This is a genomic window from Streptomyces chrestomyceticus JCM 4735 (assembly GCF_003865135.1).
GTDB lineage: Bacteria > Actinomycetota > Actinomycetes > Streptomycetales > Streptomycetaceae > Streptomyces > Streptomyces chrestomyceticus.
Map to the genome: position 1 here is coordinate 2,936,147 of NZ_BHZC01000001.1, position 14,451 is coordinate 2,950,597.

At 74.8% G+C, this 14,451-nt stretch carries 9 protein-coding genes and 1 pseudogene; 1 reads left to right on the top strand and 9 read right to left on the bottom strand.

Annotated features, from left to right (window positions below):
• Positions 1–4 precede the first annotated feature (4 nt).
• From EJG53_RS12070 to EJG53_RS12095, 6 genes and pseudogenes are all read right to left on the bottom strand, one after another.
• Positions 5–3,547 (bottom strand): AfsR/SARP family transcriptional regulator, encoded by a 3,543-nt coding sequence (locus tag EJG53_RS12070; protein WP_167515097.1) that lies wholly within the window; start codon positions 3,545–3,547, stop codon positions 5–7.
• Positions 3,548–3,822: 275 nt separating this feature from the next.
• Positions 3,823–5,307, bottom strand: a pseudogene (locus tag EJG53_RS43315) (SAV_2336 N-terminal domain-related protein); the annotation flags it as partial.
• On the bottom strand, positions 5,304–6,323 hold the full coding sequence (locus EJG53_RS12080; RefSeq protein WP_125044847.1) for an AAA family ATPase: 1,020 nt from the start codon (positions 6,321–6,323) through the stop codon (positions 5,304–5,306). The pseudogene EJG53_RS43315 and the gene EJG53_RS12080, both read right to left, overlap by 4 nt.
• Positions 6,324–6,380: 57 nt before the next feature.
• Positions 6,381–8,705: a VMAP-C domain-containing protein gene (locus EJG53_RS12085; protein WP_244955111.1), complete on the bottom strand. Its 2,325-nt coding sequence runs from the start codon at positions 8,703–8,705 to the stop codon at positions 6,381–6,383.
• Positions 8,706–8,727: 22 nt separating this feature from the next.
• Positions 8,728–9,168 carry a CU044_2847 family protein gene (locus tag EJG53_RS12090; protein ID WP_125044849.1) on the bottom strand — a complete coding sequence of 147 codons (441 nt, stop codon included), beginning with the start codon at positions 9,166–9,168 and terminating at the stop codon, positions 8,728–8,730.
• A 53-nt stretch (positions 9,169–9,221) separates the two neighbouring features.
• A complete protein-coding gene (locus tag EJG53_RS12095) occupies positions 9,222–10,082 on the bottom strand; it encodes a thioesterase family protein (protein WP_125044850.1) in 861 nt (286 codons plus the stop codon).
• 126 nt (positions 10,083–10,208) lie between these two features.
• Between EJG53_RS12095 and EJG53_RS12100 the strand changes: the two genes are divergently transcribed.
• Positions 10,209–10,826: a trimeric intracellular cation channel family protein gene (locus tag EJG53_RS12100; RefSeq protein WP_125044851.1), complete on the top strand. Its 618-nt coding sequence runs from the start codon at positions 10,209–10,211 to the stop codon at positions 10,824–10,826.
• A gap of 10 nt (positions 10,827–10,836) precedes the next feature.
• Here EJG53_RS12100 and EJG53_RS12105 read toward each other — a convergent pair whose 3' ends face one another.
• From EJG53_RS12105 to EJG53_RS12115, 3 genes are all read right to left on the bottom strand, one after another.
• The gene (locus tag EJG53_RS12105) at positions 10,837–11,898 is read right to left on the bottom strand and encodes an alpha/beta hydrolase (protein ID WP_125044852.1); all 1,062 of its coding nucleotides are present in this window, start codon (positions 11,896–11,898) and stop codon (positions 10,837–10,839) included.
• Between the two features lie 121 nt (positions 11,899–12,019).
• Positions 12,020–13,423 carry a M1 family metallopeptidase gene (locus EJG53_RS12110; RefSeq protein WP_125044853.1) on the bottom strand — a complete coding sequence of 468 codons (1,404 nt, stop codon included), beginning with the start codon at positions 13,421–13,423 and terminating at the stop codon, positions 12,020–12,022.
• Between the two features lie 121 nt (positions 13,424–13,544).
• Positions 13,545–14,375 (bottom strand): class I SAM-dependent methyltransferase, encoded by an 831-nt coding sequence (locus tag EJG53_RS12115; RefSeq protein ID WP_125044854.1) that lies wholly within the window; start codon positions 14,373–14,375, stop codon positions 13,545–13,547.
• Positions 14,376–14,451: the final 76 nt, after the last annotated feature.

The window sequence follows — 14,451 nt, forward strand, 5'->3', positions numbered from 1 at the left end:
ACCCTCATGCCCCGCCGGGCTCCAGCGGCGGCCGGAGCTGCGGTCCGTCCAGGCCGGGTACGTTCAGCGTCTCGTACAGGCTGAGCGCTTCGCTCCAGCGCTCCTGGGCCTGGTTCGCCTGGCCCTGGGCCTCCAGCGCGTGCGCCAGCAGACTCAGCCCGTCGGCCGCCCGCCGCCCGCCGTCCGCCACCGCGAACAGGCGTACCGCTTCCTCCGCCGCCTGTACAGCGCCGTCCGCCCAGTCGGTGGCCAGACAGGACTCGGCGGTCCGCAACTGGGCCAGGCCCGCCCAGAGCCGCTGTCCGGCCTCGTTCAGGAGGGGCAGCGCCTCCTGGAGGGCGACCAGCGCCTCCTCGTGGCGGCCCGCCTCGGCCTGGGCGACGGCGAGGAAGTACAGGCCCGTACCGAGGCGCTGGCCCTGGCCCGCGGCCCGGTAGACGTCCACGCCCTGCCGGGCGAGCCCGACGCCCTGCTCCGCCTTCCGGTCGCGGACGCACAGCCGGGAGCGCTCCACCAGGACGGCGGCCTCGCCCAGCCGGTCGCCCTGCACCTGGCAGTGGCTCCTGGCCAGCGTGAAGTGCTGCTCGGCGTCGGGCCGTTGGAGCGCGACCGCGACGCTGCCGCGCACCAGCGGTGCCCGGCCGCTGGTCACCGGGTCGCCCGCGTCGAGGCCCAGCCGGTACGCGCGGCGGGCCTCGTCCTCCGCGTCGGCGAAGCGGTCGGCCGCCAGGCAGGCGCGGGCGCGGGCCAGCCGGGCCCGCGCCTCCGCGCGCTTCTCGTCGCGTCCGGCGCCGGCGATCACCGCCACCGCGGCCTGCTCGTACCGGCTCGTGAAGAGCCCCGTGCCCAGCAGCGGTTCGAGGAGCAGCAGGGTGTCGGCGCACCGGGTGACGTACGAGCCGGACCGCAGGCCCGCCGTCTGCCGGACGACGGCCAGCGCTCCGGTCCCGTCCGTCGCCCACCACTCCGACGCCGCCCTGCGGTCCGCGAGCGGGAGGGCCGTCACGGGGCCCGCGGGCGCGGCGCTCCGGTCGAGCAGCAGAGCGCCGGGCGAGTCCAGGCCGTACGCCCGGTGGGCGGTGACGAGGTACCAGTCGAGCAGCCGGGACAGCGCGGCGTCGCGGTCCTCCTGCGCGGTGTGGCGGGTCAGTTCCTCGTACGCGAACGGGGCGAGCGCCTCGCGGTGCCGGTAGCGGCCGGGGGCCGGGGTCTTGAGCAGGCCGGTACGTACCAAGGTCTCCAGGTGTGCCTGGGCGGCGGCGGGTTCGGTGCCGGTCAGGGCGGCCACGGCGGCGGCCGGCAGGTCGGGGCCGTGCGGGAGCGTCAGCAGCCGGAAGGCGGCGAGCGCCGGCGGGGCGAGGTCGTGGGTGAGGCGCAGCGCGGTGTTGTTGATCATGACCTCGGCCGCCGTACGGTCCGCCGGGCCGTCCAGCATCAGTTCCGCCGCCACCGCCTCGACCGCGGCCTCCGAACAGCCGCACGCCTCCAGCGCCGCGCGCGCCACCGCGCGGCGGGCCGCGACCCGCTCCTCGCCCACCCGCAGCGCGAGGAGTTCCAGCGCGTCGGTGGTGCTCAGGGACTCCAGGTGGACGGAGAGGACACCGGTCAGGCCGGCCGGCGGCCGGTCGCGGCCGACGACCAGCGCGGCGCCCGTGGCGTCCGGGAGCAGGGGCAGCACGGGCCCGATCGCGCGTACCTCGTCCAGGACGACGACCAGGCGCAGCGCGCCGATCGCCGACCGGTAGAACGCCACCCGCTCCTCGCCGTCGGCGGGGATCTCCTCGCTCCGGTAGCCGAGTTGGCGCAGCAGTACGGCGGCCAGGTGCGGTACCGCGGCTTCCGGATCGCCGTCCGCGGGCATGATCGCGTACAGCCGTCCGTCCGGGAACCGGTCCTGCACGGCGTCGGCCACCCGCGCCGCCAGGCTCGTCTTGCCGACGCCCGTGCCCCCGGAGATGACGCCGACGTTGCGTACCGTGGGCCGCTGCCGCGTCAGGTGGTCCGCCAGCCGCCCCAGCTCGGCCGTCCGGCCGCCGCCCGCGCGGTCCTGCCGGGGTCCGTACCGGCCGGCCCGCAGCAGGCTGCGCAGCCCCGGGGAGACCGGCTCGTCGTGGGCCAGGGCGCGCGCGAGGAGTTCGCGGGTGCGCTCGCGGGCCGGGTCCAGGTACAGCAGCCAGGTCAGCGCCTCTTCCGCGGCGGCATGCCGGCCCAGGCGCAGTTCCAGTTCGGTGCGGTCCTCGACCAAGGTGCGCCGCCGGTCGGCCAGCCGCCGGGACTCCGCACGCAGATACGGCCCCGGCAGTCCCGCCAGGGGCTGGCCGCCCCGCCACAGGGCGACGGCCGCGTCCAGCAGGTCCCTGGCGCTGTCCCAGTCCTGGGCCGCGCGGGCGTCGCGGGCCACGGCGACCAGGTCGTCGGCCCGGCGCAGGTCCACGTCGAGGTCGGTCCTGGCGGTCCGGCGCAGCGCGTAGCCGCCGTCCTCGGCGACCAGGACGTCCGCGTCCGGCCCGAGGGCCTTGCGCAGCCGGGAGGCGTAGGTGCGCAGGGCGGCGTGCGCGGCGTTCGGCGGGTCGTCGCCCCACAGGGCCTCGATCAGGTCGTCCTCGGCGATGACGCGGCCCGCGCGCAGGACCAGTACGGCGAGGAGCGCGCGCTGCTGCGGTGTGCCGGTGGCCAGGTCCACCCCGTCGCGCAGCACCCGCACCGGCCCGAGCACGGTGATGCGCAGCGGTGCGCGCGGGGACCGCGGGGCGGGGTCGGTCCGTCCCGTCCGGCCCTGGCCACGGGCGAGCGCCAGCAGTTCACGCAGGCGGGGGCGGGACGGGGTGCGGGCGAGCAGTTCGGACAGCTCGGTCTGGGCCTCGTCGTACCGGCCGAGCCACAGGTCGCACTCGATGCGGTCCTCGGCCAGGGTGTACCGCCACTCGGTCAGCCGGAGCCGCTCGGACTGCGCGTACGGGCCGGGCAGTCCGGCCAGCGGCTCGCCGCGCCACAGGCCGAGCGCCGCGTCCAGCAGCATGCGGGCGCGCTCCCACTCCCCCGCGTCCCGGGCGGCGCGGGCGGCGCGTTCATATCCCTCGGCGCGTTCCAGGTCCATCTCTATGTCGGTCCCGGCGTCCGCGCGCAGGGCATAGCCGACACGCTCGCGGACCAGGACGTGCTCGTCCTCGCCGAGGGCCTTGCGCAGCCGCGCGATGCTGTGGTCCAGCATCGAACGGGCGCTGCGCGGCGGGTCACCGCCCCAGAGCGCGTTGAGCAGTTCGGCCTCGGAGGCGACGCCTTCGTGGCGCAGCAGGAGGGCCGCGAGCAGGGCCCGGTCCAGGCGGGAGGCGATGTCGATCCGCTGGTCGCCGCGCCACAGCCCGACCGGCCCGAGCACGGTGAAGCGCAGCGGCTCGCGCAGTTCCTCGACGGGCAGGGCGGGGACGGGCCGGGCTCCCGACGGGTACGCGGCGGGCTCGACGGCGGGCTCCGGCTCCGCGCCGGAGGGCTCTTCGACAGGCTCTTCGGCCGTCCTGCCGCCGACGGCCTCGGCCGGAGCTTCCACGGGGGCCGCCGCCTCGGCCGCCGCGACAGCCGCGTCCACGGCGGAGGATGGGCCGGAGGCGCCCGGAATCCCGTCGTCCGCCCCCGTGGGCTCGTCGGCCCCGCCGGCCACGACCGCCCCGAGCGCCCGCCGGGAGCATCCGGCACCCTGCCGCCCAGCCGCTCCAGCACCGGACTGGCGAGCACCGCGAACGCCTGCGCCGACTCCTGGAGCCGCATCTCCCCGGTGTCGTCGGCGACCAGCGCCGGGAAGTCGGGCAGCCGGCCCATGTAGGGCTCCAGGGCGCGCCCGACCGCCTCCACGACGGCCAGCGACTGCTGGGTGCCGAGACCGCTGAAGAGGAGTTCGCGCACGCCGGGCCGGAAGTCGTAGACGGGCTGCCCGGAGCCGGTGCCCAGCGGCCCGCCGAACCCGCCGAGGGACCGCGCCCCGCGCGGGGCGGTGACGCGTTCCAGCAGGCCGCCGAGGAGGATCTCGGCGACCTGGGTGGGTCCGGCGTCGCTCATCGTGGCGGCGCGCACCAGTTGCATCAGGGGGACGGTGAGCGGGTTGATGGCGGAGAGGCGTACGGCCAGGCGGTACGACTCGGGCGAGAACGCGCCGCGGAAGTGCGCGACCAGGTCCTCGGCGGAGCCGGCCGGCCGCGGCGGGTCCTGCTCCGGTTCCTCGCCCAGCAGCACCGTGTCGATCAGGTGCGGGACGCCGGGACGGGTCAGCAGCGCGGCCCACTGCCCGAGCCCGCCGGGGGTCAGCGGGACGACGGGCAGCGCCACCGTGCCCGGCTCCTCGGCCTCGGGGTCCGGCTCGCCCGTCAGCGGGTCGAGCACGCCGGTCCGGTCGGGGCCGGCGAACTCCACCGGGGAGGTCAGCAGCCGGGGCTGGGCGTCCAGCGCGGTGCCCCGCCACAGCCGCCGCGGCAGCGGGTGCAGCACCGCCACCGGCCCGTAACGGCCCCAGCGGCGTACGGCGCGCGCCGCGTCCGGGGTCCGCCACCCCGGGCTCGTGCCGTCGGTGAGGACGAAGGTCAGGGTGGGGCCCGCGGCCCACGGCAGCCGGCCCAGGACGGCCATGTCCAGCGGGTCGAAGGCGCACACCCGCACGCTGCGGAAGATGCCGCCCCGGTCCAGCACCGACCGCAGCTCACCGGCCAACTGGCTCCACACCTGCATCGAGGGCGCCTCGTCCACCAGCAGCACGGCGGACCAGCGCCGCTCCTGGTCGGGCCGCGAGACGACGTCGAACAGCGCGGTCTCGGCAGCGAGCCGGACGGTGGCCTCCACGTCGGTCACGCGGCGGTGGGGGTGCGGCTCGAACCTGCGCAGCGGGCGCAGGGCCCGGGACAGGTGCTGGGGCCTGGCGAGCGCGCGGCGCCCGGGCGCGCGGGCGGGCCGGGCCCGGCGGCTGAGCGCGCTGCCGCCCTCGCTGCCCATCGCGTACAGGGAACGCTGCGACGGAAGTACGGTCGCGGGGACGCCGCCGGGCAGGTCGCCGAACGCACCGTCCTCACGCGGCCCGTCCGTACCGCCCGCCTCCCCCGGACCACCGCCGGAAGCGTCTTCGGGCGCGCCCGCCGGGTCCCCCTGACCGGGCTCGTCCGAGGGCGCGTCCGACCCGGTGTCCCGCGCGGACTCCGGTGCGGGCAGCGCGGAGCGGAGCTCGCCCTCGCGCACCGCGCGGGCCAGCCACAGGACGTCCAGGAGTTCGCCCGCGTCGAGGTCGTAGCCCTGGCCCGCGAGGATCTGCCGCAGCCGGTCGATCATGGCGACATGGGTTCGTCCAGGCGGTGCATGACCGCGGCGAGCAGCTCGTCCTTGGTCAGGTCGGCACCGGTGATCCGCAGGTGGACGGCGGCCAGCAACTGGTCGGTGGCGAGCGTCTCGGTCTTGGAGCGCTGGAGGAAGCCGTCGATGAGGTCCTCGGCCTCGGTGAGCGCCTGCGGCCCCAGGTTGTGGGCGACGATCTGGCGCAGCCGTTCGGGGGTCGGGTCGGGCAGGTCCAGACGGACGCAGCGGCGCAGGAAGGCGGGCGGGAACTCCCGTTCGCCGTTGCTCGTCATCACCACGACCGGGAAGTGCGCGCAGGACACCACGCCGCGGTGCACCCGTACCCGCTCCCGGCTGCCGTCGGTCAGCACATGCACGTCCTGGTGCTGCTCGGACAGCCGCGCCAGCTCCGGGATCTCGAACTCGCCCTCCTCCAGCACCACCAGCAGGTCGTTGGGCAGGTCGATGTCGGACTTGTCCAGCTCGTCGACGAGCAGCACCCGGGGCCGGTCGGTGGCGGCCAGCGCCGTACCGAGCGGGCCCAGGCGCAGGTAGTGGCCGATGTCGGTGGTGAAGGAGCCGCGGTGGTCCCGGAGCCGGCGCGGCGCCGTACGGACCGCCTCCCGCTCGCGGCGCAGCGACGCCTCGCGCAGCCGGCCCACCGCGTCGTAGCGGTAGAGCGCGTCGGCGAGGGTGGAGCGGGAGTTGACGGACCAGCGCAGCACGTCGCCGAGCCCCAGCTCGGCGGCGACGGCGCGGGCCAGCGAGCTCTTGCCGGTGCCCGGGCGGCCGGTGACCAGCAGCGGGCGGTGCAGGTGCAGGGCGGCGTTGACGACGGACACCTCGTTGCGGTCCATCAGGTACGGCGCGGGCGCCTCGGCCCGCCTGCGGGCGGCGGCGAAGTAGCGCCACGGGGGCGCCGCCGGCAGCGGCGCCGGACCGCGGAACACCCACCAGCCCTCGGGCTCCGGCCCGGCTTGCGGGCCGTGGTCGGGCGTGCTCTGTCGGGCCACGGGTCGTTCTCCTTCGTCCTTGCTCACATGCTGCGTCACGTCTGGGTCACCGGTGGGTCATGGTTGGGTCAGTACCCAGGCGTCCGGGGCCAGTTGCGGTGGCCGGTGGTCGGGCGCGTCGTACATCAGGGAGAGCTGGCGTCCCCGGTGGCCGGTGGACGCGGCCTCGGCGACCGCCTTGGCCCGCTCCAGCCGTACGGTCTCGGGGAGCTGGGTGTGATGCCCGCCCTCGACCAGTTCGAGCAGGCCCGCCGCGACGCTCTCGCCGTGCTCCTCGCGGTGCCACAGGACCGTGTGGACGCCCGCCTGGACGCACTGGCGCAGCAGCGCCCCGTGGTGCCGCGGCTCACAGCAGACGATCACCGTGCCCACCTCGGGCTGCAGTTCCAGGCGGGCGCGGGCCACCTTGCGGTCGGTGCTGCCGTGGTCCAGGACGAGGCTGCGGGCGGTGTCCAGGGCGGCGGTGCGCCGCTTCCACCCGGCGTAGCTCTCCCGCGAACGCCGGGCGGTGCGGATCACCACCCGGCGGGTGAAGCCCAGCCCGAAGGGGCCGTCCTCGTCGCTGTCGAAGGACTCCCAGCGGTCCACCGGCAGCCCGAGCCAGGCGGCGGGCAGGAAGAACTCGACGAGGGCCGGCTCGGGGTCCTCGCGGATCTCCTCGACCAGCACCCGGTGGATGTCGTCCACCACCTGCTCGCTGGTCACCTCGGTGTCCCGGGCGAGGACGAGGCGGTGCGGGGCGTCGCCGCCGCTCCACGCCCAGACCTGGTACGTGTAGTGCCGTCCGGTGGCGGTGGGCAGCAGTTCCACCTGGACGCGCGGCACCTCCGACAGCCGCGCGCCGCCCTCGGTCCCGTACCGGGACGGGCGGCTGCCGTTCGCCGAGGGGGCGGGGCCCACCGGCGCCGGGGCCGCCTCCACCGGTGCTGTGCCCACCGGTGCCGTGCCCACCGCGGCGCTCCCGACGCCCGCCCAGCCGGCGGGCGGCCGCGTGTCATGGTGAGCCGCGTTGCGGGCGGCGTGAAGATCCGTGGGGTGGAATGACGGGCGGGTGTGGTGCTCGGCCGCGGCCCGTGCCCGTTCCGCGCGGTAGCCCCGCACGTCGGCCGCGTACTGGCGTACGGCGGCCACGTCGACGCCCAGCCGCAGGGCGGTCCGCTCCGTCCATGCCTCCAGGTCCTCGGCGGGGTACGCGCCCGCCTCGCTCTCGTCGACCCCGATCCGCACCACGCCCTGCAGCAGCGGCGGCATGGGCTGCGCGCCCTGGGCCTCGAAGCCCTCCAGGACGTCGAGGGCGTCGGCCAGCCCGGTGACGGCGGGCAGTTCGATGGCGTGCGGCAGTACGTCGGCGAGCAACTGACGCGGGTCCGTACGGCCGCAGTGCGCCAGCAGGCCGTTCAGGTCGCGCTGCTGCTTGCGGGTCAGGGACTCGCCGGGGCTGACGGCGCGGGCGACCCTGCGCAGCCGTTCCCACTGCGGCCCGCTGCCGGCCGGCATCACCTCCCGTACGGCCTGGAGGAGTTCGGGCACGCCGCGCCGGACCCCCACGGCCAGGCCGACCAGCCGGTCCAGGTCGGCGCCGGGGCCCAGGGACGGCCGCAGCAGCCGGGAGGCGAGCAGTTCCTCGCAGCCGCGGACCGCGTCCGGGGTGGTCAGGATCGTCTCCAGGACGGCCAGCAACTGCTGGACGCCGCGCCGGGCGGTGGGCACCAGGGGCGGCGGCAGCTCGGGCAGTTCGGCCTCGATCGCCGGGACGCTGATCGCGTAGAGGGTGGCGGCGGCCGGGGGCTGCCGGGCACCGGCCGGGGCCTGGAGGTCGGCCACCACGAGTCCGACGACGGCCTGCCGGTCGCGGTCCCACAGCGGCCCGCCGCTGAACCCCTCCCTGACCTCGGTGCCGCCGACCACGTCCAGCGCCACCCAGGGCGGCGCGGAGACCCGGGGCACCGCGCGCACGGTGGGCAGCGGGTGGCCGCTGGCCCACAGGGCGATGACCTCGTTGCCGTAGGCGTGCGGGAGGAAGGGGGCGGGTTCGGCCCCGGCGGGCGCGGGGCCCGGCAGGCGGAGCACGGCCAGGTCGCCGTGGTGGAGGTGGGCGCCGGGCGGTACGGGTCTGCTGCCGCCCGCCGTCGCGCGCGGCGGGCTCCACAGGGCGGGCTCCACCCGGGCGGTCAGGTCCCGGTCGGCCGCGACGTGCGGCAGCCGGACGCGGACCTCCTGGCCCGGGCCCGGCAGCGTCTGGTCGTAACGGTCCCGGCCCAGCGCGCTGTTGACGACGTGCGCGCAGGTGAGCACGAGGTCGTCGGCGAGCAGGACGCCGGCGCCCACGGCCCTTCCGGTGTCGCGTACCGAGACGAAGGAGCGGAACAGCGGCTGATCCACGCCGGACACCACCATGCCGTCCTCAGGTCGTGCTGCCGCTGCCGAGGTTCCAGGTGGCGGAGACCTTGAAGCTGGCCTCGCCCTGGCCGGAGAAGACCCCCAGGCTCAGGTCCGAGCCGAGGGTGACGCCGAACTCCACCGTGACCTCGTCCGGCCGGTGGTCGCCGGCGGCGAGCGAACGGTGGATGCTGCCCAGGACGGCGCCCAGCGGCCGCAGGGCGCCCTCCAGCGTCTCGCCGCCCCGGGTCAGCGCCCGGGCGACCCGTCCGTCCACGCTGACCGGGCGGGAGTGGCCGAAGCCGTCCGGCAGCTCCAGTCCGGCGTCGTCACCCTCCCCGGGCTTCTCGGGCTCCGCGGGCCGCGCCGCGCCGTTCGTACCGTGGGCGCCGGCCGGGGCCAAGTGCAGCCAGACGACCGTGTTTTCACCGGTGCCTTCGTCGATGCTCAGTGCCATTTCCCCCATGTGATCAGTCTGACACGTCACCGGGGCCGCCGCGCCCCCTTTGGAAGAGCTGTTCAGGCCACGGTGGAGGCGGACCTGGGAGCACGGGCGAGTTGGCGGGACTGGGCCACGAGATGGTCCGCACTGTCCCAGACCTCCGCGTCCTCCTCCAGGAAGCCGCCCGCCAGGTTGCGGGTGGTGATGGCGACGCGCAGCGGGCCGGGGGCCGGACGGCGGCGGACGTGGGTGGTCAGCTCGACGGTGGGGACCCAGCCGGTCAGACCGATCTCGAAGGCGGTGGGCGGCAGCGCGTCCACCGTCAGCAGCAGCGACAGCGGGTCGGGGTCGCGGCCGTCGGCGAGACCGAACCAGCCGCGCATCTCGCCGTTGCCGGAGGGCGCGCCGACGGCCCAGCCGCAGGTGGCCGGATCCAGCCTGATGGTGAGGCGGTCGGCGATGGCGGTGCTGCCGGGGATGGTGGGCTGCCCGCCGGGGGCGCTCTCGGTGCCCAGGCAGTGTTCGTACGGGGGGATGGCGGGCGGTTTGGCGGTGGTCCGTACGTCGTCGGTGAGGGTGTCGAGGTCGCCGTACGCGGCGAGCACCCGCAGCCGCTCGACCTCGCTGCCGTCCTCCTCGAACTGGACGAGGGTGGCCGTGCCGGTGGACATGGTGCGGCCGGTGCGGACGACCTCGGTACGGATGACGGCGGGGCCGGGGACCGAGGCGGTCAGGTAGTGCGCGGTGACCGAGAAGGGGTCCGGGTGCGGCAGGGCGTCGCCGAGGGCGCGGCCCATCAGGGCGAGCAGGTAGCCGCCGTTGACCGCGTGGATGATCGTCCAGCCCGCGGAGAGGTCCGCCTCGTAGTGGCCGGGGGCGCGGCGGACGACCGCCGTGTCGCGGTCGAATTCGCTGTTACCTATGGTCACCTGTGCCATGCGCGGCACGCTACACGGATTTGTTACTGACCGGTAGACCCTTTTTCCTTCAACCGCTCGCGGGCGGCGCCCCTGGTGGCGTCCGGCGCGCGCGCCACGCCCCGGGCGGCCTGAGATCATGGGCCCATGCTTCACGTGCTCTACCTGGTCGGCATCTCGGCCTTCGCCGCGAGCGGGGTGCTGGCCGCGTACCGCGCCAACATGGACCCGTTCGGCGGCCTGGTGCTCGCCTTCGCCGCCGCCACCTCCGGCGGCACCCTGCGCAGCCTGATCCTCGACGACCACCCGCTGTACTGGACCCACGACTGGGTGCTGCTCACGCTGATCGTCTGCGTCAGCGTCGGCACCATCATCTACCTGCGGTACTGGGAGCTGCCCCGCAAGTCGCTGCTGGTCGTCGACGCGGTCGGGCTCTCCGTCGTCACCGTCATCGCCGCCCGCGCCGCCATCGCCGCGGGCGCGACCCCCCTCGCGGTGATCATCCTCGCGGTGATGAGCGGCGTGGCGGGCGAGGTGATCCGCGACGTGCTGTGCGGCGAGTTCCCGCCGCTGCTGCTGCGCGAGGACGTCTACGCCATCGCGGCACTCGCCGGCGCCGCCTCCTACCTGGGCCTGCACCACCTCCAGGTGCGCGCCGACATCGCCGCCGTGGTCTGCGCCGGGCTGGTCTTCGCGCTCCGGATGGCGGCGGTCTACTTCGGCTTCCACCTGCCGCGCCCGCAGCAACTGAAACCGCGCTCCTGACCCTCGCGCCCTACGCCGACGGCTCCGGCGCCGTCAGCTCCTGGCTCAGCCACCCGAAGGCCGCCGGGTACATCCGCGTCCACGTCCCGTAGTTGTGCCCGCCGGTCGGCAGCACCAGCGTCTTCACCCGGGTCCGGGTGCCTTCGGCGGCCTTCTTGAGGCGCTCGATGTTGGCGGGCGGGCTGATCGGGTCCTGCGCCGAGGTCGCGAGGAACAGCCCCACGTCGGCCTTGGCGTGCCGGACCAGCCACTGCGGGCTGTTGCGCTGCCGCAGCGCCGGGTCGGTGAGCACGTCCGGGTCGCCGGTCAGCGGGTCGGGGTCGAAGGCCACGCCCGCGCCGAACGTCTTCGGGTACTGGAGCGGCAGCTTGGCCGCGCAGTACCCGCCCGTGGAGAAGCCCAGCAGCCCCCAGTTCTTCGGCCCCGGCGCGGTGCGGAAGTGGTGGCTGATCAGGTCCGTGACGTCGGTCGCCATCCAGGTCGCGGTCTTGCGGTGCGGGGTGTCGGAGCAGTCGGTGTCCACGCTGCCCGGGTTGACGACGGGCATGGCGAGGATGAAGGGGTGCGCCGCGTTCCCGTCGACGAGCTGCTGGAGGTCGCCGGGCATGCCGCCCTGTTCGAGCCAGGACTGCGGTGAGCCGGGCACGCCGTGCAGCAGCATCACCACGGGGAACTTGGTCTTCCGGTACGCCGGGTCGTCGTACTGCGGCGGTGTCCAGACCATCACCTGGCCGGACAGTTGGGACTTCGCCCCGCGGAAGTACGTGTCCTTGATGCCGTTCGGACCGGTGTTGAACTTGGCGCGCGCGACCGGCGGCCCCGGCATGGCGATCGCGTCCTGCTCGGTGCCGAGCAGGTCGTCCCAGGAGGCGTAGAGGCCGTAGCTGTTGTTGATGGCGACGGCGACGACGCAGATGGCGGTGAGCTGGCACAGGCCGATCAGGAGGATTCTGGCCAGCCAGCGCAGGGGGTGCGGCCCCCGGACTCTGCCCCACAGCAGCAGCGTGGCGAGGACGGCGAGCACCGTCGCGATCACCAGCACCACGAAGAACGGGGTTCCGGTCAGGCTCATCCGCCTCCCCTTCCGTCGCTCGTACCCCCTTCGACGGTACGTGACATGATCCGCCCCGCCATGGGGGCGGGCCCGCGCGCCGGAAGGTTTCCGCCGCGCGGGCCCGCCGGTGCGCGGTGCGTCAGGGCAGCGCCGGCTTGCCGGTGGTGTAGAGCCAGGTGTGGAAGAGGTCACCGAGCCGCTGACCGGAGATCTTCTCCGCCAGCGCGACGAACTGCCCGGTGCTCGCGTTGCCGTAGCGGTGCTGCTTCGTCCACGCGGGCAGCAGCTTGAAGAACGCCCGGTCGCCGATCCGCTCCCGCAGCACCTGGAGGGTCATCGCGCCGCGCGTGTAGACCGCCTGGGCGAACATGGTATCCCGCTGCGGGTCGCCGACCTTGATCTGCCAGAAGGGCGCGTCGGCGGGCCGGGCCGCGTACGCCGCGCGGAAGGCGTCGTACGCGGTGCGGGTGCCCTTGTGCTCGTCCCACAGCCACTGCGCGTACGAGGCGAAGCCCTCGTTGAGCCAGATGTTCCGCCAGTCCCGCACCGACACCGAGTCGCCGAACCACTGGTGGGCGACCTCGTGGGCGATGGTCGACTCGCTGCGGACGGCCGAGTAGACCGGCTTGGTCTGGGTCTCCAGGGAGAAGCCCGCCTGCGGCATGTCGTCGACGATCGCGCCGGTCTCCTCGAAGGGGTACGGGCCGAAGACCTGCGCGAAGTAGTCGGTGGCGGCGGCGGTGACGCCGTAGACGTCGACGGTCCCGGTGGGCAGCTTCGGGTCGGTGGCGACGTAGATCGGGACGCCGCCGGGAGTGGTGCCCGTACGGACATTGAACTTTCCGATGGTGGCGGTGGCCAGGTACGTCGCCATCGGCTTGCGCTCCCGCCAGTGGAAGTGCGAGCGCCCGTCCTCGTCGTAGCGGTCGACCAGCCGCCCGTTGGAGACGCCGGTCAGCCCGGCGGGCGCGTCGATGCGGATGTCGTACGTGGCCTTGTCGCCGGGGTGGTCGCTGGACGGGAACCAGGTGGACGCGGCGTTGGGCTCGCAGGCCACGAAGACCCCGTCGTCGGTCTTCATCCAGCCGTAGTCGGAGCCGAAGACGATGGGCCCGCTGAGCGGCAGCGGCACGCCTCCGTAGACGACCTCGACGGTGAATCGTTCATCCTCTTCCAGGGGCCGCTCGGGCGTGACGGTGATCTCGTCGCCGGAGCGGGTGAACTTCGCGCGTCTGCCGTCCACCTCGATCGAGGTGACCTCCAGCTTCTGGAGGTCGAGGTCGAAGGAGCTGAGGTCCTGGGTGGCGCGCGCGGTCAGTTCCGTACGGCCGTCGAGGCGGCCGGTGGCGGGCTCGTAGCGGACGCCGAGGTCGTAGTGCAGGGCGTCGAAGCCGCCGTTGCCGAGGTTCGGGAAGTACGGGTCGCCGACGCCCGGGGCGCCGGGCGAGGCGGCGGGGGCCGCGGCGATGGAGAAGGCGGCGGCCACCGCGGTGGCCAGCGGGAGCAGACGAGCGGGGCGACGTGCTGAACGGGAGAGTGCCATGAGCCGTCCCTTCGAACACACGGATGTCGTCTGGTGAACAACCGCGCCGACTCTGCACTCTGCTGTCGTTCTTCACCTCGGACTTTGCCAACTTGTCATGCCACGCTGACCAGTTGGCGCCTCAATCGGACTGCTTTCCCTGCTTTCCGGCCACATAGAGAATCTTGCGGCAGCCGTCCTCGTCCGGCTCATCGGTCAGCTTGCGGCCCTCCACACCGTGCGCCGCGATCAGCCGGAGGCCCCCGGCGGCCAGCTCCCGGCGCACCGTGGCGTCCGAGTGGTGGTGGTAGCGGTGCCGGGAGGACACCCGGCGCCAGGTGTCGTCGCCCGTACCCGTGCGCGCGAAGTAGTCATGGGTGACGTCCACGGTCCCGTCCGGCCCGACCGGTACGGGCCCGCCCCGCCACACGTCGAACCGGCCGTCCCGGTCCACGACCTTGGTCACCGCGTAGTCGCGCCGGAAGCTGCCCAGCGTGGTCATGTCGAAGACGACGACACCGCCGTCCGCGAGCTGCCGGCCCAGGCCCGCGAAGGCGGCGGCGAGCTGTTCGCCGGCCAGGTAGGCCAGCGGCTCGCCCATGCAGGTGACCACGTCGAAGGAGCCCAGGTCCGGCATGTCCCGCAGGTCGGCGACGAAGAACGGGGTACCCGCCGCCTCCGGCTTGGCGCGGGCGGCCTCGATCATCTCCGGCGACAGGTCGCAGCCGGTCACCGTGTACCCGAGGCGGTCCCGCAGGGCGAGGGTGCCGCGTCCGGTGCCGCACCCCGCGTCCAGCAGCCGCTTGCCGGCCGGCCCGTACCGCTCGACGAGCTTGCCGTAGAAGGTGACCCAGCGCAGCAGGTACGGGTCCTCGACGATGGTGTCGTAGTCCGCCGCGACCGCCGCGTAGGCGGTCAGCGCGGGGTCGGGGGCCGTGGCGTCGGCGTCGTGGGCTTCCTGCTGCGCGGACAAGGCACTACCTCCAGGGGACCGGCCGGCGGGCGCCGCCGGGGCGCCGATGAATCTATGGTCGGCAAAACCGGCCGGT

What these genes read in the sequence shown, in the direction of transcription:
- EJG53_RS12090 (WP_125044849.1), bottom strand. Translation starts at nt 9,168, where the DNA reads ATGGGGGAAATGGCACTGAGCATCGACGAAGGCACCGGTGAAAACACG.
- EJG53_RS12095 (WP_125044850.1), bottom strand. Translation starts at nt 10,082, where the DNA reads ATGGCACAGGTGACCATAGGTAACAGCGAATTCGACCGCGACACGGCG.
- EJG53_RS12100 (WP_125044851.1), top strand. Translation starts at nt 10,209, where the DNA reads ATGCTTCACGTGCTCTACCTGGTCGGCATCTCGGCCTTCGCCGCGAGC.
- EJG53_RS12105 (WP_125044852.1), bottom strand. Translation starts at nt 11,898, where the DNA reads ATGAGCCTGACCGGAACCCCGTTCTTCGTGGTGCTGGTGATCGCGACG.
- EJG53_RS12110 (WP_125044853.1), bottom strand. Translation starts at nt 13,423, where the DNA reads ATGGCACTCTCCCGTTCAGCACGTCGCCCCGCTCGTCTGCTCCCGCTG.